19 protein-coding genes, 1 tRNA gene, 2 pseudogenes and 1 CRISPR repeat array are annotated in these 22,775 nt (G+C 41.5%); of the genes and pseudogenes, 19 read left to right on the plus strand and 3 right to left on the minus strand.

What is annotated here, in order from left to right:
• Positions 1-2 precede the first annotated feature (2 nt).
• The 12 genes from ppaX (at position 3) to namA (ending at position 11,795) form a co-directional block, all read left to right on the plus strand.
• Complete coding sequence (gene ppaX / locus MFLO_RS13345) at positions 3-659, plus strand: pyrophosphatase PpaX (RefSeq protein WP_036098510.1); 657 nt, start codon at positions 3-5, stop codon at positions 657-659.
• Positions 659-1,156: an acyltransferase gene (locus MFLO_RS13350; protein ID WP_036098512.1), complete on the plus strand. Its 498-nt coding sequence runs from the start codon at positions 659-661 to the stop codon at positions 1,154-1,156. Before ppaX ends, MFLO_RS13350 begins: the two co-directional genes overlap by 1 nt.
• 117 nt (positions 1,157-1,273) lie before the next feature.
• Positions 1,274-2,290 (plus strand): tetratricopeptide repeat protein, encoded by a 1,017-nt coding sequence (locus MFLO_RS13355; protein WP_420912542.1) that lies wholly within the window; start codon positions 1,274-1,276, stop codon positions 2,288-2,290.
• Positions 2,241-2,735 carry a hypothetical protein gene (locus tag MFLO_RS17285; protein WP_420912543.1) on the plus strand — a complete coding sequence of 165 codons (495 nt, stop codon included), beginning with the start codon at positions 2,241-2,243 and terminating at the stop codon, positions 2,733-2,735. The genes MFLO_RS13355 and MFLO_RS17285 overlap by 50 nt, the downstream gene beginning before the upstream one ends.
• 87 nt (positions 2,736-2,822) lie before the next feature.
• Positions 2,823-3,782 (plus strand): thioredoxin-disulfide reductase, encoded by a 960-nt coding sequence (gene trxB / locus MFLO_RS13360; protein WP_036098513.1) that lies wholly within the window; start codon positions 2,823-2,825, stop codon positions 3,780-3,782.
• Positions 3,783-3,969: 187 nt separating this feature from the next.
• Positions 3,970-4,959, plus strand: a complete 990-nt coding sequence (galE, locus tag MFLO_RS13365; protein ID WP_036098514.1) for a UDP-glucose 4-epimerase GalE — start codon at positions 3,970-3,972, stop codon at positions 4,957-4,959.
• A gap of 82 nt (positions 4,960-5,041) precedes the next feature.
• A complete protein-coding gene (locus MFLO_RS13370) occupies positions 5,042-6,070 on the plus strand; it encodes an aldose epimerase family protein (protein WP_036098515.1) in 1,029 nt (342 codons plus the stop codon).
• Positions 6,071-6,110: 40 nt separating this feature from the next.
• Positions 6,111-7,838, plus strand: a complete 1,728-nt coding sequence (locus MFLO_RS13375; protein ID WP_036098517.1) for a phospho-sugar mutase — start codon at positions 6,111-6,113, stop codon at positions 7,836-7,838.
• A gap of 102 nt (positions 7,839-7,940) precedes the next feature.
• Positions 7,941-8,816, plus strand: coding sequence for an RNase adapter RapZ (gene rapZ / locus MFLO_RS13380; RefSeq protein WP_036098518.1), 876 nt, complete (start codon positions 7,941-7,943; stop codon positions 8,814-8,816).
• A 1-nt stretch (position 8,817) separates the two neighbouring features.
• A complete protein-coding gene (locus tag MFLO_RS13385) occupies positions 8,818-9,783 on the plus strand; it encodes a gluconeogenesis factor YvcK family protein (RefSeq protein WP_036098520.1) in 966 nt (321 codons plus the stop codon).
• Positions 9,784-9,788: 5 nt separating this feature from the next.
• Positions 9,789-10,760, plus strand: coding sequence for a DNA-binding protein WhiA (whiA, locus tag MFLO_RS13390; protein WP_036098521.1), 972 nt, complete (start codon positions 9,789-9,791; stop codon positions 10,758-10,760).
• A 24-nt stretch (positions 10,761-10,784) separates the two neighbouring features.
• Positions 10,785-11,795 carry an NADPH dehydrogenase NamA gene (gene namA / locus MFLO_RS13395; RefSeq protein ID WP_036098522.1) on the plus strand — a complete coding sequence of 337 codons (1,011 nt, stop codon included), beginning with the start codon at positions 10,785-10,787 and terminating at the stop codon, positions 11,793-11,795.
• A 64-nt stretch (positions 11,796-11,859) separates the two neighbouring features.
• On the opposite strand, the gene MFLO_RS13400 is transcribed toward namA, so the two are convergent.
• The 3 genes from MFLO_RS13400 to clpP all read right to left on the minus strand — a co-directional run bounded on the left by MFLO_RS13400 (position 11,860) and on the right by clpP (position 15,001).
• Positions 11,860-13,044: a metal-dependent hydrolase family protein gene (locus tag MFLO_RS13400; protein WP_036098523.1), complete on the minus strand. Its 1,185-nt coding sequence runs from the start codon at positions 13,042-13,044 to the stop codon at positions 11,860-11,862.
• 15 nt (positions 13,045-13,059) lie between these two features.
• Entirely contained in the window at positions 13,060-14,235 is a 1,176-nt protein-coding gene (locus tag MFLO_RS13405; RefSeq protein WP_036098524.1) for a hypothetical protein, read from the minus strand.
• Positions 14,236-14,407: 172 nt separating this feature from the next.
• On the minus strand, positions 14,408-15,001 hold the full coding sequence (clpP, locus tag MFLO_RS13410) for an ATP-dependent Clp endopeptidase proteolytic subunit ClpP (RefSeq protein ID WP_036098525.1): 594 nt from the start codon (positions 14,999-15,001) through the stop codon (positions 14,408-14,410).
• Between the two features lie 193 nt (positions 15,002-15,194).
• On the opposite strand from clpP, the gene MFLO_RS13415 reads away from it, so the two are divergent.
• The 7 genes and pseudogenes from MFLO_RS13415 to MFLO_RS13445 form a co-directional block, all read left to right on the plus strand.
• Positions 15,195-15,266: transfer RNA gene (locus MFLO_RS13415), tRNA-Arg, on the plus strand.
• Positions 15,267-16,102: 836 nt separating this feature from the next.
• Entirely contained in the window at positions 16,103-17,773 is a 1,671-nt protein-coding gene (gene cas9, locus MFLO_RS16075) for a type II CRISPR RNA-guided endonuclease Cas9 (protein ID WP_206538345.1), read from the plus strand.
• Positions 17,764-19,484: pseudogene (cas9, locus tag MFLO_RS16085) on the plus strand (type II CRISPR RNA-guided endonuclease Cas9). Before cas9 (MFLO_RS16075) ends, cas9 (MFLO_RS16085) begins: the two are co-directional and overlap by 10 nt.
• Positions 19,485-19,615: 131 nt before the next feature.
• Positions 19,616-20,521 (plus strand): type II CRISPR-associated endonuclease Cas1, encoded by a 906-nt coding sequence (gene cas1 / locus MFLO_RS13430; RefSeq protein ID WP_036098528.1) that lies wholly within the window; start codon positions 19,616-19,618, stop codon positions 20,519-20,521.
• Positions 20,522-20,524: 3 nt separating this feature from the next.
• Positions 20,525-20,848, plus strand: a complete 324-nt coding sequence (gene cas2 / locus MFLO_RS13435; protein WP_036098530.1) for a CRISPR-associated endonuclease Cas2 — start codon at positions 20,525-20,527, stop codon at positions 20,846-20,848.
• A 1-nt stretch (position 20,849) separates the two neighbouring features.
• On the plus strand, positions 20,850-21,908 hold the full coding sequence (locus MFLO_RS13440) for a P-loop NTPase family protein (protein ID WP_036098532.1): 1,059 nt from the start codon (positions 20,850-20,852) through the stop codon (positions 21,906-21,908).
• Positions 21,909-21,924: 16 nt separating this feature from the next.
• Positions 21,925-22,290: direct repeats of the CRISPR family, unit length 36 nt; unit sequence GTTTTTGTACTCTTAAAGATTTAGTAGCAGTAAAAC.
• 217 nt (positions 22,291-22,507) lie between these two features.
• A pseudogene (locus tag MFLO_RS13445) lies at positions 22,508-22,775 on the plus strand (hypothetical protein); the annotation flags it as partial.

Consider the following 22,775-nt stretch of genomic DNA (forward strand, 5'->3'; position numbering starts at 1 on the left):
AAATGACTAAGAAGATCACGACCCTGCTCTTTGACTTAGACGGGACTTTAATCAACACGAATGAGCTGATCATTGCGACGTTTCAAGCAACACTACAAGAGTTTATGCCTGAAAAAACTTTTACACGAGAAGACATTTTGCCGTTTATCGGGCCACCGATTACGGAAACTTTTGCGAATCTGTATCCGGAAAAGGCTGACGAAATGGTTAGCTATTACCGGGCCTATACAAATGAACATCATGACGAGCTTATTTTAGAGTACGACGGGGTTTATGAAGCAATCCGAGCGCTTTCTGAGGAAGATTACAAGCTTGCTATTGTATCGACAAAGATATACGACACAGTGATGCGAGGGCTTAAGGTGATGGGGCTTGATAAGTTTTTCCAACTAGTGATTGGCTTTGATCAAGTGCAAGCGGCTAAACCTGATCCGGAAGGAATTAATATGGCATTGACGCTTCTGAATGCACTCCCTGACGAGGCTATCATGATTGGCGATAACTATCATGACATTTTGGCAGGAAAAAATGCTGGGGTGAAAACGGCTGGGGTTGCTTGGAGTATTAAAGGCGAGGCATTCTTGAACGAATACAAGCCAGATTATATGCTGCATTCAATGGGTGATTTGATTGAGATTGTTCGCGAAGAGGAAGACTGATGCGTAAAATTGATCGTTTTACGCCGCCGAAAGCAGATGAAAATCCATTGTTTCGTGTCTATCAAACGGTTTCGTTTTGGCGGACGTTTAAGAACACACTTGTGATTGAGTTTTGCCGTTACTATCCGTGGCTGGGCGGAAAGCGAAATTTATATCGCAAGCTACTCGGGATGACGATTGGGGAAAAGACAGCAATAGCTTTCAAGGTAACGCCGGATTTGTTTTACCCTGAAAAAATTACGATTGGGCGCAATACGGTGATCGGCTATCACACGACGATTTTAACGCATGAATATCTTGTGGATGAATATCGTGTCGGTGAAGTGAAGATAGGCGATGAGGCGATGATCGGAGCGAATGTCACGATACTTCCGGGAGTTGTGATTGGAAATCGTGCGGTAATCGGAGCTGGAGCGGTAGTATCAAAGGATGTTCCAGATGATCATTTTGCGTTCGGAAATCCGCTTGTGATCCGTCCGCGTAAAGAAAATAGATAGATAGGCTGAAAGGAAGAGCGAAACCTAAATTCACGCTTTCTTTCAGCCTTTTTACTGCTTGCGGAACTAAGAAACTATGATATACTCTATTAAAGAAAAAAGAACGGAGGGGAGAATTTGAAAAAAAGAGAATCAAGAGATGCGAAAGTGGTTCACTTTCTCCCAAACAGCTATTTTTACTTTGAACGAGGGGTAGCTGCTTTTCGCGAAGAAAAAATGAAGGAAGCCATTGGTTATTTGGAGCGTGCCAGAGAGCTTGAGCCTAGAGAACCGGTCATTATTTGTCAACTGGCAATTTGTTATACGGAGATCGGTCAATTTCATAAGTCCAATCAGTTTTTGCGCTATATTTTAGAGAATCTCGATGAAGATATGCATTACTGTTACTATTTTATCGCTAATAATTTCGCTTATATGAAGGATTTTAGACGTGCGCTACAATATGCGAAGCGCTATCAAGAACTTGAACCAACAGGGGAATACCAAGAAGAATCTGAGGATTTGATTCAGCTTTTGCTTGAAGAAACACCGATAGGAATTACGCTTGAAAATAGTTTTGTAAAAGTCGAGCAGGAATTTTATCAGTATAAGCGGGAATTGAATCGCTATTTGGCAGAAGAAGATGGCGCCTCAGCAAGGCGGATTCTTGAGAAAGTGATTGATGAAAAACCGAATTTTTGGCCAGCCTATAACCAGCTCGCTCAGCTGTATTTCGAGGATTTGTGCGAAGAAGACGGGCTTAAAGTATTGTATCGTTTGCTTGATCGTTCTCCTGGAAATTTGCTTGGACGCGCTGATTTGTTCAGTTACCATTTTTTTAAGGGACACACGGAAGAAGCGGAAAAGCTGTATGCAGAACTGCAAAAGGTAGTACCGATTTTGACGCATCATAAGGAACGTCTCGGTATTATTCATGCGATGATGGGGCAATACGCTGAGGCAGAGAAACTTTTTCAAGATATTGTTGATCTCGAAGTAACAGAACGATCAAAATTTTACTATTACCGAACTAAAACAGCTTTTTATCGAGGGCAACATGAGCTGTCTGAGGAGTTTTGGCAGTTGTTTTTGAATTGTGACGTTTATGAGCGCGAAGCATTTCCGTTTTTGGAAAAAAAAGGGTTTTCGCGATGATGCCTCCGCAATTTTATCAGCCTTAAACTCGCCAGAACCACTTGATCATTTTATTGGCGTTTATGCGCTTTCGGATGCTTCTGTGAGAGCGGAGTTACTACTTTTTAATCCGCTGTTTGAAATGAGCGATTGGAGCTATTTAGAGCATCTTGTTTTTACTGATTTTGACTATTTGCCGGAAGGTGTGCTTGAGCAAAATTGCAAACAGTTGGTTCAGATGTGGCGAAAATTCATCGAGGTGATTTTGCCGCTTTCTGAAAAGACACTTTCTTTTTATCAAAATTCGCTTGCAGCCGTCTTCAAGCTTTCAGAAGCAGGGGTTGCATTACAAAAGGAGGAAGAGGCGCGGTTAGCTGCTCATTTCCTTGTCAGTTTTGGTGGAAAAACAGAATCCGAAGCTACGCAGCTTTGCGACGCAAAACCACTAGATATGCCTCATTTATGATGATCTGAGCATATATATAGACGAAATCTGGATTTCGTATTAAGCTGTTGATAGGTTTTATTGAACTGGGAACTAGGAGGAATAAGAATGGCAAATGAAGAAAAAATTTATGATGTCATTATTATCGGTGCGGGTCCTGCTGGGATGACAGCAGCGCTTTATACGTCTCGTGCGGATTTAGATACACTTATGATTGAACGCGGTGTTCCCGGAGGTCAGGTGGTCAATACAGCGGAAGTAGAAAACTATCCAGGTTTTGACAGTATTCTCGGCCCTGAACTATCCGATAAAATGTTTAACGGCGCAAAGCAATTCGGTGCTGAATATGCTTATGGCGATATTAAAGCAATTGAAGATCATAATACGTTTAAAATTGTAACAGCTGGTTCGAAAAGTTATAAGGCGCGTGCAGTGATCATTGCAACGGGTGCTGAACATAAAAAACTCGGGGTTGCGGGTGAAGAAGAGCTTTCTGGTCGCGGTGTATCTTACTGTGCGGTTTGTGATGGCGCATTCTTCAAAAATCGTGAATTGATTGTCGTTGGCGGTGGCGATTCGGCTGTTGAAGAAGGAACGTATTTGACGCGTTATGCGGATAAAGTTACGATTATTCACCGTCGTGATAAGCTTCGGGCTCAACCCATTTTACAAGATCGTGCTTTTAAAAATGACAAGGTAGATTTTGTTTGGGATACTGCTGTGGAAGAAATTGTGGGTGATGATAAGAAAGTGACAGGGGCGCGTCTTGTTTCGACGAAAGACGGTTCAAAACGTGAAATTAATGCGGATGGAGTCTTCATCTATGTTGGACTCGTACCGCTTACAGAAGCGTTTCATGGCCTTGGAATCACAAATGAAGAAGGCTATATAGTGACAAATGAAGAAATGGAAACAAATATTCCAGGTGTTTTTGCAGCAGGTGATGTTCGTGCAAAAGGCTTGCGTCAAATTGTAACTGCAACTGGCGATGGCGGCATTGCCGGACAAAATGCTCAAAAATTTGTTGAAGAGTTAAAAGAAACTTTGGCACTTGAAGTGAATAAGTAAGAACGATGCCCCGTTTCTCAAAAGAGAAACGGGGTTTTTTGCGCTTTTTTAGCAAGAGAAGTTTAGATCTAATGAAAAAAAGAAGAACGAATTGTGACAGGAAAATGTAAATTAGGGAATTCGGGTGACGGGCTATCTAATTTGTTGTAGAATAGATTGTAGTATCGAGAGGATGTGGAAGAGAAAAATGAGTATTCTAGTTCTTGGTGGTGCGGGCTACATTGGTTCGCATGCAGTGAATCAATTAATCGAACAAAACTATGAGGTCATTATTGTTGATAATTTACTGACAGGACACAGAGAAGCTGTACATGAAAAAGCGACTTTCTATGAAGGTGACATCCGCGATAAAGCTTTTTTGAAAAATGTATTTGCAAAGGAAAATATTGAGGGAGTAATTCATTTTGCGGCGAGTTCGCTTGTCGGCGAATCAATGGAAATCCCCCTTGCTTATTTAAATAATAATGTTTACGGTACGCAAATTTTACTTGAAGTGATGGAAGAATTCGGTGTGAAGCATATTGTCTTTTCGTCATCGGCTGCTACATACGGTGAACCGGATCGGGTTCCAATTACTGAGGATATGGCGACAAAACCAGAAAGTACGTATGGCGACACAAAATTGATGATGGAAAAAATGATGCATTGGTGCGATCTTGCTTATGGTATTCGTTATGTATCGTTGCGCTATTTTAATGTAGCTGGTGCGAAAGAAGACGGTTCAATCGGCGAAGACCACAATCCTGAAACGCATCTTGTTCCGATCATTCTTCAAGTTGCACTAGGAAAGCGTGCAGAACTTAAGATTTTTGGAGATGACTACAACACAGAAGACGGCACTTGTATCCGTGATTATGTTCATGTGGTGGATCTTGTAGCCGCACATATTTTGGCTTTGGAATATTTGAAGAACGGCGGCGAAAGCAATATCTTTAACTTAGGTAGCAACAGCGGTTTTTCTGTGAAGGAAATGCTTGAAGTGGCTAGACGCGTAACTGGAAAGGAAATTCCGGCAGTTATTGCTGAACGGCGCGCAGGCGATCCAAGTACGCTGATTGCTTCAAGCAAAAAAGCAAAAGAAGTGCTTGGATGGAATCCGAAATATACAGATGTAGGCGATATTATTGGCAGTGCTTGGAAATGGCATTCGAGTCATCCGAACGGTTATAGCGACTGAGAAACCGATCTATCCAGCAGCATAGGCATTTAAAGCCTTTTGTTGCTGGACTTTCGTATGATGAGGGAAGGAAATCAATTTATTGAAACGACTATTTGGAAACTTTAATGGACAGGAAGTTTATGAATATACGATTGAAAATAAGGAAGGGCTCCGTCTTTCGGCACTGAATTACGGCGGAATTGTGACGCGGCTTGAAGTGCCGGATCGGGATGGGCGCTTGGCGAATGTTGTGCTCGGTTTTGATACTTTTGAGGAATATCTGGATCATTCACCGTATTTTGGAGCTATCGTCGGGCGGGTTGCAGGACGAATCCGTGGCGGTTCTTTTACACTCGATGGCAAACGCTTTGAACTAACGAAAAATGCAGGAGAACATCAGGTTCATGGTGGGCGACCAAATTTCAGCAAGTCGATTTTCACGGTGACGGAGCAAGATCAAGCACTCGTTTTTTCATACCGTAGTCGAGCTTTTGAAAACGGATACCCAGGCGAGCTTTTGGCCGAAATTCGCTACACGCTTACGGACAGCAACGAATGGGTAATGGAGTACAAGGCGGAAACGGATGCGGCGACGCTTTATAATCCGACCAACCATACGTATTTTAATCTTGCGAATGGGGAGGCGGAGCTGGTTCTCGATCATCAGTTGCAGCTGCGGAGTGCGGCATATGCGCCGATTGATGCGGAGGGAATACCGACTGGGGAAATAAGAGCGGTCGAAGGAACGGCTTTCGATTTTCGGAAGGCAAAACAAATCGAGGAAGCTATCACTGCACAGGATGAACAAATTCTTGCGGCTTCTGGCGGACTGGATCATGGTTTTATACTCGAGCATAAAGCGGGTGAAGCGGATGCGATTTTGTTTGAGCCAAACTCCGGACGCGGGATCAAAATGACAACGACAGCTCCGGCGGTTGTGATATATACGGCTAATACGTTTCCCGGAAATTATTTTGCACGGAATAAAAAAGCGGTTCCGTACAGCGGGATTACTTTTGAAACGCAGGTCTTGCCTGACGCGATTCATCAGGCGAATTTTGGTAACACGGTACTTCGACCGGGAGAAACGTTTCATTCGAAGACAAGTTTCGGCTTTTTTACGCAATAAACGGAGTAAAATTAAATTTTTGAAGCAGAGGGGATAAGCTATGAACTGGGAAGCAGAATATCGGAAATGGCTCGATCAATCAAATTTGGATGAGAAACTAAGAAAGCAGCTTGATGCGGAAGCGGGTAATGACAAGGTGCTTGAAGATAGTTTCTATCGTAACATGGAATTCGGAACGGCTGGGATGCGAGGAGTACTCGAACCGGGAACGAATCGGATGAACATCTATACGATCCGGAAAGCTTCGGAAGGATTAGCGCGCTTTGTTGGGGAAAATGGTTCGGAAGCCAAACAGCGCGGCGTTGTGATTGCCTATGATCCAAGATATATGTCTCAAGAATTTGCCTATGAAAGTGCAGCAGTGCTTGGGAAACACGGCGTGAAAAGCTATGTGTTTGAAGCGCTTCGTCCAACGCCGGAACTTTCGTTTGCGGTGAGATTTTTAAATTGCTTTAGCGGAATTGTGATCACGGCTAGTCATAATCCGCCAGAATATAACGGCTACAAAATTTACGGGGAAGACGGCGGTCAAATGCCGCCACGCGGTGCGGATGCTGTTACGGCTTATATTGATGAAATTGAGGATATTTTCTCGGTGGAAACAGCAGATCTTGAAATGCTGAAAGCAGAAGGGTTGCTTGAAGTTATCAGTGAAAAAGTAGATAAGCCGTATTTGAAAAAATTAAAAGAAGTCATCGTAAATAAGAAACTGACTGAGGAAAAGGGAGAAGACTTGAAGATTGTCTTTACGCCGCTGCACGGAACTGGCGGAATTTTAGGGGTTCCGGCGCTTAAGAGTGTTGGTTTTAAAAATATCATCAAGGTGGAAGAACAATTTATCAATGATCCTGATTTTTCAACGGTAAAATCGCCGAATCCGGAAAATCGCGAAGCATTTGAACTTGCAATTGAGTATGGCGAAAAGCACAATGCAGACATTTTAGTGGGGACAGATCCGGATGCAGACCGGCTTGGTGTAGCGGTGCGAATGAAGTCAGGCAAGTTCGATGTGCTGTCGGGCAATCAGATTGGTGCTCTTATTTTGAATTACTTACTGAAACAAAAGAAAGCGCAAGGCGAGCTTCCAGCGAATGCGGCCGTTTTGAAATCAATTGTGACAAGCGACTTAGGGCGTGATATCGCAGAGTTTTACGGTGCTCAGATGATCGACGTTTTAACCGGCTTTAAATTTATCGCAGAACAAATCAAGCAGTTTGAGGCGACAGGTTCGCACACTTTCGAGTTTGGCTATGAGGAGAGCAATGGTTACATGGTTAAATCGTTTACGCGCGATAAGGATGCAATTCAAGCGGTGCTTGCAATTTCTGAGGTTGCGCTCGATGCGAAGGAACGCGGGCTAACGCTATTTGATGAGCTGGAAGAACTGTACAAACAATTCGGCTACTACAAGGAAGATCTTGTATCGCTTACGATGAGCGGCAAGGACGGTTCGGAGCGAATTAAACAATTGATGGCGAACTTCCGTGCCGAACCGCGAGTGAGTATTGGCGGCGAAGTAATCGCGAAAACGGAGGATTACTTGCGGAGCGAAACCGTGTTTGCTTCTGGCGAAACGGCACCAATTGAACTTCCGCGTGCTGATGTGTTGAAATTTTATCTGGACGACGGTTCGTGGTTTGCACTTCGCCCGTCAGGAACGGAACCGAAAATTAAATTTTATTTCAGCATCAAAGGAGAAACAGCAGAAGAAAGCAATGCTAAATTAGAGCGGGTGCGTAGCGCACTTTTAGAGCAAGTTGAGCAATAAATTTTTTAGAGGGGCTTCGAGGTTGAAGCCTCTTTCTCGTTCTTTCTTGTCCTGATTGTGGTAAAATAAAGAGAATAGCTAAAATCGAAAGGGCGTGTAATTTTGGCTTCAAACCAGTTGCAGTTAGTCATTATAACAGGAATGAGCGGGGCAGGAAAAACAGTCGCAATGCAGTCGCTTGAAGACTTAGGGTATTTTTGCGTTGATAATTTGCCGCCGTCTTTGCTGCCTAAATTTTGGGAACTAATGAAAGAATCCGGTAAGATGAATAAGATTGCGCTTGTCATGGATTTGCGCGGCCGAGATTTCTTTGATTCAATTGATACGGCTTTAGATGAGCTCGATAATACATCGTTTATTACAACGAAAATTTTATTCCTCGAGGCAGATGATCAAGTTCTTGTTTCGAGATATAAGGAATCGCGCCGCCATCATCCACTTGAACCAAACGGATCGGTGCTTGAAGGAATTAAAGCGGAGCGTGAACTGTTAAGTGATCTTAAAGGACGTGCCCAGCTTGTGATCAATACGTCACGGCTCAAACCGCGTGAACTTCGCGACCGGATTAATCAAGAGTTTAAAGCGGAAGATCGCGATATCTTTAATGTGCAAGTGATGTCATTCGGTTTTAAATATGGGCTCCCGCTTGATGCTGATTTGGTATTTGATGTGCGTTTTCTTCCAAATCCGCATTATATTGATAAAATGCGTCCGTTGACCGGAAAAGATGAAGAAGTTTACGAATATGTAATGAAGTGGCCGGAAACACAAACCTATCTTGATAAAACACTCGATTTATTGAACTTCACACTTCCATTTTATAAACGTGAAGGGAAAACGCAGCTTGTAATTGCCATTGGGTGTACGGGAGGTCAGCATCGTTCTGTAGCGCTGACGGAATATATTGGCAAGGCGCTTCAAACGAAATATGAAACAATCATTTCGCACCGCGATATGAAGCGGCGGAAGGAAAACTAAAATGAGCACGGGAAATAAACCGAAAGTTGTCGTTATCGGCGGCGGAACGGGAATTCCGGTTGTATTAAAGGGACTGAAACGCAAAAAAATCGATTTGACGGCGCTTGTTACGGTCGCAGATGATGGTGGAAGTTCTGGGAAAATTCGCCAGCAGATGGACGTCCTCCCTCCCGGGGATATTCGGAATGTCATGGTGGCACTGTCGAATACGGATCAACGGCTTGTTGATTTGTTTCAATATCGTTTTACGGTAGATGGCGACTTATCTGGGCATGTAGTCGGCAATATCATTTTAACGGCTCTAGCTGAACTAAATGAAAATTATGTAGATGCGATAGATGTGCTTTCAAAAGTACTTCGGATTCGTGGCAAGGTGATTCCTGTTACAGACAAACCACTGATTCTTAAAGCAGAAATGGAAGACGGCGACATTGTGACTGGTGAATCTATTATTCCACTGCAAGGCAAGCCGATTAAACGGGTTTTTATTGACCCTAGCGATGTTAAGCCGCTTGAAACGGCAACGAAAGCCATTGAACAGGCTGATTTAATCATCATAGGACCAGGTAGCCTATATACAAGTATTTTGCCGAATTTGCTCGTTAAGGGAATCGCCGACGCAGTCGTGAAATCGAAAGCCGAAAAAGTATATATCACGAATATTTTAACGCAAATCGGCGAGACCGATTATTTCAGCGATGCGGATCATATTCGAGTGATTCACGAACATGTCGGTCAACCGTTCATTACGAAAATGCTGATCAACACCGAGAAGGTTCCGCGTGAACTTTTATTTCCTGATGATGTCATGCAAGTCGAGCACGATGCAGCAGGAATTAAGCAGTTAGGAGTAGAAGCGATTTATCATGATTTCTTATCAACAGAAAACCGTCTTGTGCGGCACGATGGGGAAAAAGTAGCTGAAGCACTTCTGAAAATGCTGTCGAATTATGATGAGAAGGAGTGAGTGACGTGTCATTTGCCTCAGAAACTAAAAAAGAGCTGACGAATCTGGACGTGACAGATGACGAAGCCAAGCCGGAACTGTCTGCTTTCATACGGATGAATGGTGCTGTTTCACTTTCAAACGGATCAATGGTGGCCGATGTGCAGACAGAAAATGCTGCAACGGCTCGACGAATGTATCAACTTTTAAAGCGGCTTTACGATGTTCCAATCGAGCTGTTAGTCCGAAAAAAAATGAAACTTAAGAAAAACAATGTATATATTGTGCGGCTTAAAGCCAAAACTCAAGAAATTCTTGAGGACCTTCATATTTTGGGTGAACAATTTACATTTACAAAGTCGATTGACCGTGGTTTTGTAAAAAAGAGAAACGCCAAGCGAGCTTATTTGCGCGGTGCATTCCTAGCTAGCGGTTCTGTAAACAATCCAGAGACTTCCTCGTATCATTTAGAGATTTTCTCAGTTTACGCGGAACACAACCAAGCGATTTGTGATCTAATGAATTCATTTGATTTAAATGCGCGGACATTGGAACGTAAAAATGGTTATATCACGTATTTAAAAGAAGCTGAGAAGATTACGGAGTTTCTTAGTATTATCGGTGCAACGAGTGCGCTTCTTCACTTTGAAGATGTACGGATCATGCGCGACATGCGTAATTCTGTGAACCGGCTTGTCAACTGCGAAACCGCAAACCTTAATAAGACGATCAGTGCTGCTGTTCGTCAGATTGAAAATATTAAGTTCATTCAAACGGAAGTTGGGCTTGAAGCACTACCGGAACGGTTGCGTGAAATCGCCGAACTCCGAGTAACGCATGAGGATGTATCGCTTAAGGAACTGGGTGAGATGGTTACAACTGGACCGATTTCAAAGTCTGGTATCAATCACCGACTGCGTAAAATTGATCAGATGGCTGAGCGGATGCGGAACGGAGAAACTCCTTCACAAGTTGGACTTCGTACTGCTGAACGCTAATAAATAGAAAAGGATGCGAAATTGATGTCGAAATTATTTTCTAGCTACAAATTGCAAGATGTTATGCTTAAAAACCGAATTGTGATGTCACCAATGTGCATGTATTCTGTTGACAAGGAAGACGGAATTGCGACAGATTTCCACTTGGCGCACTATATGTCAAGAGCTGCTGGCGGAACGGGGCTTGTATTCATTGAAGCGACTGCTGTGCAGGAAATTGGGCGGATTTCTTCAAACGATCTTGGAATTTGGAACGATGAACAGATTCCAATGCTGCAGCGGATCACGGAAGGAATTCACTATCATGGCGCAAAAGCAGGGATTCAACTTGCACACGCTGGGCGCAAATCGGAAATTCCTGGAAGAATTGTGGCACCGTCTTCGATTGGTTTTAGTGATAAATACGGCATACCAGATTCGCTTTCGATTGAAGAAATCAAGGACGTGGTCGCTGATTTTAAACGCGCGGCTTACCGCGCAGCCGAAGCTGGCTTTGATGTGATTGAACTGCACGCGGCGCATGGCTACTTGCTGCACGAGTTCCTTTCGCCACTGACGAATCGGCGGGAAGACACTTACGGCGGACCTGCTGGGAACCGCTATCGGATTTTGAGCGAAGTCATCAAAGCGGTTCGTGAAGTTTGGGATGGGCCGGTAGTTGTGCGAGTTTCGGCGAACGATTATGCACATGGGGGTTTGACACCAGAAGATTATATTCCATTTGCTAAATGGATGAAAGCTGACGGCGTAGATTTGATCGACGTTTCAAGCGGCGGGCTCGTTCCGGTCGTTCCTGAAAGCTATCCAGGCTATCAAGTGCCGTTTGCTGAGCAGATTCGGATGGGCGCTGGGATTGCAACGGGAGCAGTTGGTTTAATCACCAATGCTGTTCAAGCGGAAGAAATTCTGTGCAATGGTCGAGCAGATTTGATTGTTTTCGGGCGAGAATTGTTGCGCAACCCTTATTTTGCACGGAATGCTGCACGAGAACTCGGCGATGAAATCGAAATTCCAGTTCAATACCGACGTTCTTAAAAATTTATTTGGAATAAAGAAAAGCCGCGGGACGATTCCCGCGGCTTTTTTCGTGCTTGCAAATTTATTTAACTTGGCGACCTTTACGATACACCGTTTTTGCGCCTTGTACAGCTCGAATATCTTCCAGCGGATTCGCTTCAAGGATCACGAAATCGGCCAGTTTGTCTGCTTCAATCGTTCCGGTTTCTTGATCAATTTGTAGCAGTTCAGCGGCGTTACGCGATGCAGCATGGAGTACTTGGAGCGGTGTAGCGCCCGCTTTCACCATCAATTCCATTTCAAATGCTGCATTATTTTCAAAGTTATTGTAAGCTGTGCCTGAATCAGTTCCAAGTGCAAGTTTCACACCAGCCCGAGCGGCTTTCCCGATACTTTCAAAGTGAGCATCCATAATTTCGATTGATTTTTTCACCATGAAATCCGGCAGTACATCTGCATGATCATTGATCGCCCAAGGTGCAATCAAAGTCGGAACTACAAACGTACCCGAATCAAGTAGCATTTGAATAGCTTCGTCATCGAGATAAACCCCGTGCTCGATTGAATCTACCCCAGCTCGAATGGCATTTTTGATACCTTCTGTGCCTTGTGCATGCGCGCATGCCGTATATCCCTTATGATGCGCCTCAATCACTGCTGCGCGCAATTCCTCTTCTGTCAGCTGGATATCGGTTGGTTTTTCTCCGTCAATACTAACGCCTCCCGTTGCCATCAGCTTGATGTTCCTTGCGCCGTCTTTAATATTTTTCCGAGCTTGTTTACGCGTTTCTTCCGCGCCATCTGCTTCGATGCCAAGCTCGACGCCGTGGCCGCCAGTCATTGCGATTGCAGGACCAGAACCAACAATCCCTGGCGCGAATAAATGGCCTTCCTTTTCAAGTGCAGAAAGTTTTAAGTCAATATTAAAGGTCGAGCCGCAATCACGAATGTAAGTTACGCCGTTTTCAAGCGATTTTTGCAAGTTGCAAAGTGCGACATAGGTAGCTCGAACCGCATCGGCTTCACCACTGGAAACTGCCTTCAAGCCGCTGATTTTGAAAAACGGATCGAGAATAATATGAGTATGGCAGTTAATCAGCCCAGGAATCACAAACCGGCCGGATAAATCCTTTTCTTCCGTGAAATTATGGTTATTGACGTCGAAAAAGAAGCGCCCAGTTGAATTGTCGACGCCAAAATCCAGCCTTTCAAATTGATCGGCTTTACCAGTGAAAACCTCAGCATTCGTGAATTTAGTTTTTGTCATTTGAAAAACCTCTTTCTATAAGAATTTGATGAAAATGGACGCGATAACAACAGACGCAATCGAAACGGTTGTAAATCCACCGACAAGCATTGGTGGAAGCATGTTCTGGGTCAAGTAACGCTGTTCGGGCTCTGTTTTGGCAACGTCTTTGATGACATCATTTGTTAAAATATAATCTGCCGGAAATCCCAATAGGGCAGTAAGTGCAATCGCAAATCCCATTTCTTTTGAGAGTTTTAAATATCTGGAAATGAGTACGGAAACGATGTACATCCCGATCACGCCGATGACAAGTAAAATGATAATTTCTGGGATATAGGAAAGGAATCCTTGCGGAGTCGATGTGCTGAGGTGCATGAATATGTAGGCGATTAAGCCATATAACAGCCAGTTGAAAACGCCGGCTTTATGAAGCACATCTTTCTCGAGAAAACCCAGTTCCGAAAAAACGACGCCAAATAGCAAACAAAGAATATTGAAGTTTACAAAATCATTCATTAATTTGCTGAGCCCAAAAGCAAGAATTGCGACAAGAATCACTCGTGCTAAAATGAAAGCGCCCGTTTTGTAATCCGCTGGCAACTTCTCAATAAACTTTTGCGAAACAGTCTCCTCTTTCACCTCTTGAAGCTCTGCTTCACTCACAGTTCCTGCTTGGAAATTTGTCTGCAGTCGCCGTGCTTCTTTCCGAAGCATTAGCGAAGTAATCGGATAGCCGAGAATGCCATGGAACATGATCATATAAACGGGTAGAGTAGCAAGTGATGTGAGTCCAAGCTGGGTTAAGCTGTCGCTCATGAGCAGTGCGGATACAATGCCGCCGACAAGTGCCGGCACAGCTGCAAGTACGGTTCGTAAGTCAAAAACAAGCGAGCCGATTGTAAGTGTTAAAAGTAGCGTCCCAGAAACGCCAAGCAGACTTATTAAAACAGCTTTCCACTGACGCGCAAGCTGCTTTAAATTCATGCTAGTTCCAAGATGAACGAGCAGGAGAGGAACGCAAATGCTGGCAAAATTGATGCCGAAACTGGCTTTTTCAACTAAATCCTTCGGGAAAATAGTCCAATAGCCGATGATGAAGATAACAGAAGTAATGAAAAGCGAGGGAATAAAAGCTCTAGTTCGCGTAGAAACCCACTCGCCTACAAAGATGGCAATCATGACTGCCAAAAATGCTCCAATTGTTGCCATAGAATCTCTCCTTTTATGTAGTTTAGCAGTTATTATACGCTAAATTTTCCTAAAAGAAAGATTTATTAAAAAATAGTAGAAAATTTGTAACATTTATATGATTGAAAGGTACATTGTACCAAAAAAAACGCCCTTGTACTCACTAAGAGTACAAGGGCGTTTTAAATGATAATTATTTTAAGCCAGCTTTATTGACAATAATGTCATCGATTAAACCGTATTCTTTTGCTTGTTCAGCAGTCATGAAGTTATCGCGATCTGTATCACGCGCAATCACTTCTAGTGGTTGACCGGTTTTTTCAGATAGAATCGTATTCATACGCTCTTTGATTTTTAAGATATGACGTGCTGCAATTTCAATTTCTGTTGCTTGACCTTGAGCGCCACCAAGTGGTTGGTGAATCATGATTTCTGAGTTTGGAAGTGCAAAACGTTTCCCTTTTTCACCCGCTGCAAGTAAGAACGAACCCATCGAAGCAGCCATTCCCATACCGATAGTTTGAACATCTGCTTTCACGAAATTCATCGTGTCGTAAATCGCCATCCCAGCAGAAATACTTCCACCTGGCGAATTAATATAAAGAAAAATATCTTTTTCAGGATCCTGGGCATCCAAGAATAGAAGCTGTGAAACAATCGAGTTTGCCACGTTGTCATCAATTGCAGATCCAAGCATGATGATCCGGTCTTTTAAAAGGCGCGAATAAATATCATAAGCACGTTCCCCGCGGCTCGTTTGTTCGATAACTGTAGGGATTAAATTCATATCAAGATTCCTCCTGTAATAAGCGTAATTTATGATGAGGTCTTGTTTCTTTCCTCATACAATGATTATATCATATAACAAAGGTCAAAGTAGGTCAAATGAAAGGTTTCAAAAAATAAATTAATCGCAATAAAGCTTGTAAAAATGCGATCTTTCCGCTATAATAATTAATCGTACGGTGAAAAAACGTTTTGCCCTCGTGGTGCAAAGGATAGCACGTGAGATTCCGGTTCTTAAAATGGGGGTTCGATTCCCTCCGAGGGCGTCAAAAGTGATTTTAAAACATCTTACAAATGCTTATAAAGCCTGATTTTTTTTGGTTTTATACGATTTGTAGGATGTTTTTATTTTGGTTAATTTCTCAATTTTGGTCGTGTTTTTTCATGCTTTTTTACTTCATGTTGCACTTTAAATAACTAGAGTGAGTCTTTAAAGTCCTATTTCTTAAAAAGATATGTCCTAACAATATATAATGTTTTAATAAGTTCGTCGTGAATGTATCTAGAGTGTATGTGTAGCTGAGAGGTTACAAGATATCTAAGTTCATTTTTTGTTATATTTACACCTTCTTAACAACGATTTTATGTTATATTCATCATCTGATGCCAATACAACGAAAAGAGGTAAGCAACATGAAGGGAAAGTCATTAAAGACAACGTTACTAACAAGTATTTTGGGCTTGATTTTAAGTATAGTATCACCTTCTGTATTGTCTGTACATGCAACTATACAAGAGGAACAAGTAGCTGTTACACCTGAAAAAAATTCGAGTACATATATGTACCTTCATATTTTGTATAAAATCTGGTGAGCCTAAGAACGATTGCCTTTTAAGAAATCGCTCTTGAGGCTTTTGTTGTTTGCTACTTAATATTAAACAAAATAACGAAGTATATGTTGTAGCTTTATAGGCGGAATAGGGTACATTTTCGGCTTTATTTGCCAAAGAATTCAGATATATTGTATAATCATTCTGTGAGCGTTTTATTTTGGAAGGTAAAGAAAAAACAGAATTATTCTTACGGTATACGTAGTTGCTGTAAGATCGCAAGACGCTTTTTGCTAGAAGCATCTAAAACAGAGAGACGGAGGGAAAGACAGTGGAAAAAGTGACAATTGGCTTTGATATCGGAGTTTCGTCAGTAGGTTGGTCGGTCGTTGGGATGGAGAGCCGCAAGATCTTAGACTCAGGGGTGAGGCTATTTTCGGCTGCATCAGCGGATAAAAATAAAGACCGGCGAGAGGCACGTCAAAGTAGAAGGCTAACGCGGCGCAGGAAGACTCGCTTGAAAGATTTAGATCGATTGTTTTTGAAAAACGGGTTGGAGTTTGAATTCTATAAATTTAATAATCCTTATGAACTCCGTGTAAAAGGCTTGGCTGAAAAATTGGCAAAAGATGAACTTACAGCCGCGCTTAGACATTTAGTAAAGCGGAGAGGAGTAAGCTACGGGCTTGAAGATGTGGAAGCAGAGGAAGAAAACTCAGGTTCAGATTACATGAATTCGATTGAGCGAAATCGAATTTTACTAAAAGGAAAAATGCCGTGTGAAATCCAATTGGAGCGATTGCAGAGATTTGGAAAGGTTCGCGGACAAGTTGAAGATGAGGCAAAGGAAATCTATCTGAATGTATTTCCGACTAGTGACTATGTGCGGGAAGCAAAGCAAATTTTGGAGACACAGCAAAAATTCCATCCAGAACTGACGGAAGGATTTTTGGACGAATACATCAAGATTTTAACACGAAAACGTGATTATTTTGTTGGACCTGGAAATGAAAATAGCCGAACAGATTATGGGATTTATCGTACGGATAGAAACACACTCGATAACCTATTTGAGATGCTGATTGGGAAGGATAAAATCTATCCGGAGGAAATTCGGGCAGCGGGTAACTCCTATACGGCGCAGTTATTTAATTTGCTAAACGATCTTAATAACTTGAAACTTGGCAGTACAGAAGACGGGAAGCTGACTTTTGAGCATAAACAAACCATTGTAGAGCAGGTAACGCGTTCTGTTGGAAATATCACGATGCTGAAATTAATTGCGAAAGTGACGGGAACAAAACCTGAAGAAATTCGCGGATTTAGAATTGATCGCAAGAATAAACCGGAAATTCACTCGTTCGCTTCATTTCGAAAGGCGAGAAAGAAACTGCTTGAAAGCGATGTTGATATACTCGATTGGCCGACAAATTTGTTAGATGAACTTGCCCCGATCTTGACGCTTAATACTGAGAATGGTGAAATCCGCAAGCGGATTTCACTCGATTTAGCCCCGCGGTTCTCACTTTTGACAGAAGATGTTATTGATTTGATAGTGCAACACAAAAATGCTTTTGCGGTTGCTGGAAACAATAAATGGCACCGTTTTTCACTGCGAACTATGCAGGAGCTTCTTCCAGAGATGCTTGAAACATCGAAGGAGCAAATGCAAATTTTGACGGAGCGCGGGATGCTTTCGCGAAATCAAGCAGATTATGAAGGAATGGAAAAGTTGAATCCAAAGCAAATTAGCGATGAAATTTATAATCCGGTTGTTGGCAAGTCGATTCGTGAGACGGTTAAATTGTTCAATGCGCTGCGAGATATCTATCAGGACATTGGATATATCGCAATTGAAATGCCGCGCGATGATAATGAAGAAAAAGCTGTGAGGGATGCGAAGAAGTTCCAGAAAGAAAATGAGGAGGAAAAGGAAAAAGCGCTGACAGAATTTCAAGGGAAAACGGGGCTGAGCAGCGAAAAAAATGGAAAATGCTCTTAAAAAAAACAAAAGGGCTTCAGACAAAGGTTCGGTTGTGGTACCAGCAAGAAGGAAAATGCCTTTATTCGGGACAGATCATACCGCCGGGAGAGCTGCTCGCAAATTCGAACGCCTTTGAAATCGATCATATTATTCCGCAGTCCGTGTCTTTTGATGACAGCTTGAATAATAAGGTGCTGTGTACGTCAAAAATGAATCAAAATAAAGGACAACAGACGCCTTATGAATTCTTGCAAAAGGGCGGGGGACAAGAATTTGACCTCTTTAAAAAGCTAGTTTCAGGAAATAAACGAATGAGCAAAAAAGAAAAAAAGAAAACTTGCTGTTTGATGAGGATTTGAACAGTATTGAAACAAGGAAACGCTTTGTGGCGCGGAATTTGGTCGATACGCGCTATGCTTCGCGAGTCGTATTAAATGAGCTGCAACGCTTTACGCGGGCTAAAAAAATGGATACTAAGGTCGCGGTGATCCGCGGGAAGTTTACGGCGAATTTACGTAAACATTGGAATGTGAGTAAATCGCGCGACACACACCATCACCATGCGATTGATGCTTCGATTATTGCCGTTTCTCCGCTTCTAAGACTGTTCGAGAAGAAGCAATTGCTCGTTCCGGAAAACGTTTCGGAAGGGAACATTAATGTAGAGGTTAGTGAAAAAATGGCGGAGGATACTTTTGAAAAGCTGGCTTATGAGCTGCCGTCAGGTGATTTTAAGGAACAATTAATTGTGAGTGCTAAAAAACTGAAATTTTCACATCAAGTGGATAAGAAAATGAATCGAAGGGTGAGTAAAGACACTATTCGTTCGGTTCGAATTGCTCAGTTGAAAAAAGATAAACAGGAAGTTGAATATTTGATCAAAAAGGTTGAGGATATTTATGATCCGGGCAGCTATGCTATCTTCAAAAAAATTTATCAAACAGATAAAACTAAGTTTTTGATGCAACGATTAGACCCCAAAACATTTGCTAAATTAGAAGAAATTATGAGGAGCTATCCAGAAACTAGAGAAGTTCTGCTTGAAAATGGCAAGGTTGATGAAGTTCAGGTCAGTCCGTTTGCGCTTTATGCAGAAGATAATGGAGGTTATGTTCGAAAATATTCAAAAAAAGGCAATGGACCTGTTATTCGACAAGTAAAATACTATGATGAAAAGTTAGGTAAAAATATTGATGTTACCCCTAAAACGGCAAAGAATAAAAAAGTAGTGTTGCTGTCACTTAGTTCATGGAGAGCAGACATTTACTATAATGTGCAAACAAGTGAATATGAGATTATGGGAATTAAAAACAATGATTTGAAATTTAAAGACGGAGGCTATGGGATTTCTGCAGACGACTATTCGAAAGTGAAGGCTGCGGAAGGTATTTCCGAGGATGCTGAATTTTGTTTTTCTCTTTATCGTAATGACCGCGTTAAAGTGATCAACCCAGCAGATAATGAATCAATTGAGCTGCTTTTTGGATCAGCTTCGTCGACAATTCGCGGCTATGCAGAGCTGAAACCTATTGATCGAGCTGTCTTTTTAAGTAAAGAAGAAATACCGATCTACGGAAACATGTCGGTAAGCGGACGTTGTATTAAACGTTTTGTTAAACCAGGAAATTTACTTTATAAAGTGAATACTGATATTTTGGGAAATCCGTTCTATGTCAGAAAAGAGGGAAAAATACCTGATAATATACTTGACAGGGAATTGAAGGTCTGATAAAGTAGGTAGTACAAGAGGACGCTCTTGTACTGCTACTAAATCTTTAAGAATCTACAAAAATAAGGCTTTATGCCGAATTTCCCATTCCTCGTGAATGGGTTTTTCTTTTGTTTAGGAGGATAATTAAAATGACGTGGCGAACTGTACATATAAAAGAAAGCGAATATATTCGATTGAAATTAGATAATCTTGAGATCAGTAAGCAAGGGAATATTTTTTACATCCCATTGTCTGATATTTCTGTGATTATTTTGGAAGGAAATCATACAACGATAACAACGAAGTTATTGTCACGTTTGAGCAAATACAATATTTTAGTAGTGATTTGCGACGATCGATATATGCCAACGGGAATGTATTATAGTTACGGCAACTTTCATCGCACTGCGAAACGAGCGCAGCAGCAGGCGGCTTGGGAGAAAAGACTTAAAGCTGATATTTGGAAACAAGTTGTTAAGCAAAAAATAAGAAATCAAATTGATTTTATGTCTTCTATAATAAAAGATAGTGAACGAATTCATATTATGGAAGAAATGTACAGGCAAGTGAGAGCTGGCGATGAAACGAATCGTGAAGGGCACGCTGCTAAATTATATTTTAATGCGTTATACGGTTTAGATTTTACGAGAGAAAAGACCTGCATCGAAAATATTGCCATGAATTTTGGCTATTCGATTATTCGTTCTGCAATGGCAAGGATGGCTGCCGGGCAAGGGTTGCTTTTAATGCTCGGTGTCTTTCATCGTAATGAATATAATGCGTTTAATTTGGTGGATGACTTAATGGAGCCTTTCCGTCCGTTGATGGATCATTGGATTCACCGAGTGGTTTTGGGAAAGGAAGAGTATCTAAGCTATGAATCAAGGCTTGAAATCATTGATTTCATGAATCAACCTATGGAGTATAAAGGCAAACGAAGTACAGTAGATCAAGTGATGCAAAAATATGTAAAGAGTTTTGTTACTGCAATGGAAGAAGGAAAGGTAGAATTGCTTCACCCAGTATCTATCAACGATTTAGTAAGGGAGAATTGAAAAGTGAGGTATCAGCAAATGAGAATATTGTGTATGTTTGATTTGCCAATGGAAACTGCACGAGAAAAGAAATACTATCGAGTTTTTCGAAAAGAGTTGTTAGCAAACGGGTTTGTTATGTTACAGTATTCAATTTATTACAGGGCTGTGCAGAATCGGTCTGCTGGAAAGAAATTTGAACGTATTCTTAAAATGATTACTCCTCCATCTGGCGAAGTGCGTTTGCTTTATGTAAGTGAAAAGCAGTTTGAAGAGATGCAGCTACTCATAGGAAAGCGAAGTCAGCAGGAAGAAAAAGTAGGAGCCAATAGACTGGTGGTGATATAGTTTGGAGATGAAAATTGAATATGACGACGGAAGCTATATAAATTTCATGGCTTATCATAAAAATTTTTTCATGGGTGGTTGCAATGAGAAAAAATGGAAACTGTGTAGAAGTTTTGAACGCCTGAAAAGTGGAAAGCAACTTTCTATAGTAGAGGAAAATGTATATGGTGATGATGGATTGAGCTTTTTTATGGGTGAGAAAAGAATAACGGCAAAGGATGTTGATATACATATAGTAAACAGCCGGGAAAGTATTTTTTCAGCGTTGGAGTATAAAAAAGGAAGTTTAATGTATGCGCAAATGGAATCCTTCAAAATGTCTTTTGATGTAAATCGCATGCTTGATCAATTGAATAATGAACTTTTGAAAATTGAAAGTGAAGTACAGGGCAGCTTTGCAGGGCTTTCCGATAACATCACACCTATCTTTTTACCTATAACTTTTGAAGGCCTACTAAAGAATCAACTTTTATTTTCGTATCTTGAAAAGGGAAAGATTTTTCCGCTTGAAATGATGGATGTTGGAGAGCTGCTTGATGAGTTTTGTCAGCTTTTACGTTTAGAAATTGAACGTTCTGCTAGGGAAAATTGGCTAGTTTTGCGAAACGCAGAAAGCTTCATTTATGGAAAGCATTTGCAGCGGTTTATGGATGAGTTAGAGAAAATCAGTTTTGAAACAAAGCTTTTGAAAATTTTCGTTATCAGTGATTCATATGTTGATTTCACCTATACGCAAGAGGATATTGAAAAAACGATTATTTTAGGTGATCAAGATGAGCAATTGCCTCCGTTTGATGTGTTTCGTAAATCGATTTGCAATCACTATCCTTCGGAATTCATATGGTCGGATAATCAATTGGTGTCGAGTGCATTTCGCGTTTTTCATTATCTTGGTAATGAACGGCTTTACCCGTACATAAATGAAAAAGATATGGTATTATTAAAGGTAGTGACAGGTTTACTCGGAATGCCAACACTAGAATGTTTGGTGATGGAAGACGGTCTTAATGATCTGGAACGCGCTTTTTTGAGAGATAAATTACAAAAAATTTTTGATTGAAGACGTTTAATTTGAGGTTTTTGTACTCTTAAAGATTTAGTAGCAGTAAAACTATGAAAGTGGACAAAAGTTTGAGTGATACGTTTTTGTACTCTTAAAGATTTAGTAGCAGTAAAACCTTCGTTATGACGGAACAACAGACCACATGGTTTTTGTACTCTTAAAGATTTAGTAGCAGTAAAACATTTATTTTCAGTACCCTCAAGAACTCGCTGTTTTTGTACTCTTAAAGATTTAGTAGCAGTAAAACAGCCCCCCACTCTTGACGTTCTTGTCTAGAGTTTTTGTACTCTTAAAGATTTAGTAGCAGTAAAACGGGACGATGAACTTCCTGGTGCAACATTAAGTTTTTGTACTCTTAAAGATTTAGTAGCAGTAAAACCTATATGGGTAACGGCAAGCTTAAATATAGGTTTTTGTACTCTTAAAGATTTAATAACGGATTACTAGTTGACCTTGTCCGAGTGGATAGGGTTATTTTTTATGTCCTTGTTGTATGTTTACTAGATGATTTCATAAAATAGTCACATTTATATTCTGCATCGTGTGCTACACTTGAAAAGTACAAATAGAATACAACAAAGAGGTGAGTGTGCAGAGTGAAAGAGGTGGATTACAGCGAAGGTGATTTTGATCGTGTGTATGACAGTATCGGGAATTTGATCGGGAAAGGTGTCTGGGGCAAAGGTGCGATTGATGAGCTGAAAAAGGTATCAGAGAACTTGGATGAAGCGGAGGAAGACATTCGGAACTTGGATCGTGATGGTGCGATTTCATTCAGCCATACAAGTTCAGAGAAAGAACTGCAAGAGCTGTTTGAGGATTTTGAGGTGCTGCACCAGTTTTCTGAGCGGGTGGATGAACTTG

The organism is Listeria floridensis FSL S10-1187 (genome assembly GCF_000525875.1).
Lineage (GTDB): Bacteria > Bacillota > Bacilli > Lactobacillales > Listeriaceae > Listeria > Listeria floridensis.

What these genes read in the sequence shown, in the direction of transcription:
- clpP (WP_036098525.1), bottom strand. Translation starts at nt 15,001, where the DNA reads ATGAATTTAATCCCTACAGTTATCGAACAAACGAGCCGCGGGGAACGT.
- MFLO_RS13405 (WP_036098524.1), bottom strand. Translation starts at nt 14,235, where the DNA reads ATGGCAACAATTGGAGCATTTTTGGCAGTCATGATTGCCATCTTTGTA.
- MFLO_RS13375 (WP_036098517.1), top strand. Translation starts at nt 6,111, where the DNA reads ATGAACTGGGAAGCAGAATATCGGAAATGGCTCGATCAATCAAATTTG.
- MFLO_RS13400 (WP_036098523.1), bottom strand. Translation starts at nt 13,044, where the DNA reads ATGACAAAAACTAAATTCACGAATGCTGAGGTTTTCACTGGTAAAGCC.
- MFLO_RS17285 (WP_420912543.1), top strand. Translation starts at nt 2,241, where the DNA reads ATGAGCGCGAAGCATTTCCGTTTTTGGAAAAAAAAGGGTTTTCGCGAT.
- namA (WP_036098522.1), top strand. Translation starts at nt 10,785, where the DNA reads ATGTCGAAATTATTTTCTAGCTACAAATTGCAAGATGTTATGCTTAAA.
- galE (WP_036098514.1), top strand. Translation starts at nt 3,970, where the DNA reads ATGAGTATTCTAGTTCTTGGTGGTGCGGGCTACATTGGTTCGCATGCA.
- MFLO_RS13350 (WP_036098512.1), top strand. Translation starts at nt 659, where the DNA reads ATGCGTAAAATTGATCGTTTTACGCCGCCGAAAGCAGATGAAAATCCA.
- trxB (WP_036098513.1), top strand. Translation starts at nt 2,823, where the DNA reads ATGGCAAATGAAGAAAAAATTTATGATGTCATTATTATCGGTGCGGGT.
- cas1 (WP_036098528.1), top strand. Translation starts at nt 19,616, where the DNA reads ATGACGTGGCGAACTGTACATATAAAAGAAAGCGAATATATTCGATTG.
- MFLO_RS13385 (WP_036098520.1), top strand. Translation starts at nt 8,818, where the DNA reads ATGAGCACGGGAAATAAACCGAAAGTTGTCGTTATCGGCGGCGGAACG.
- ppaX (WP_036098510.1), top strand. Translation starts at nt 3, where the DNA reads ATGACTAAGAAGATCACGACCCTGCTCTTTGACTTAGACGGGACTTTA.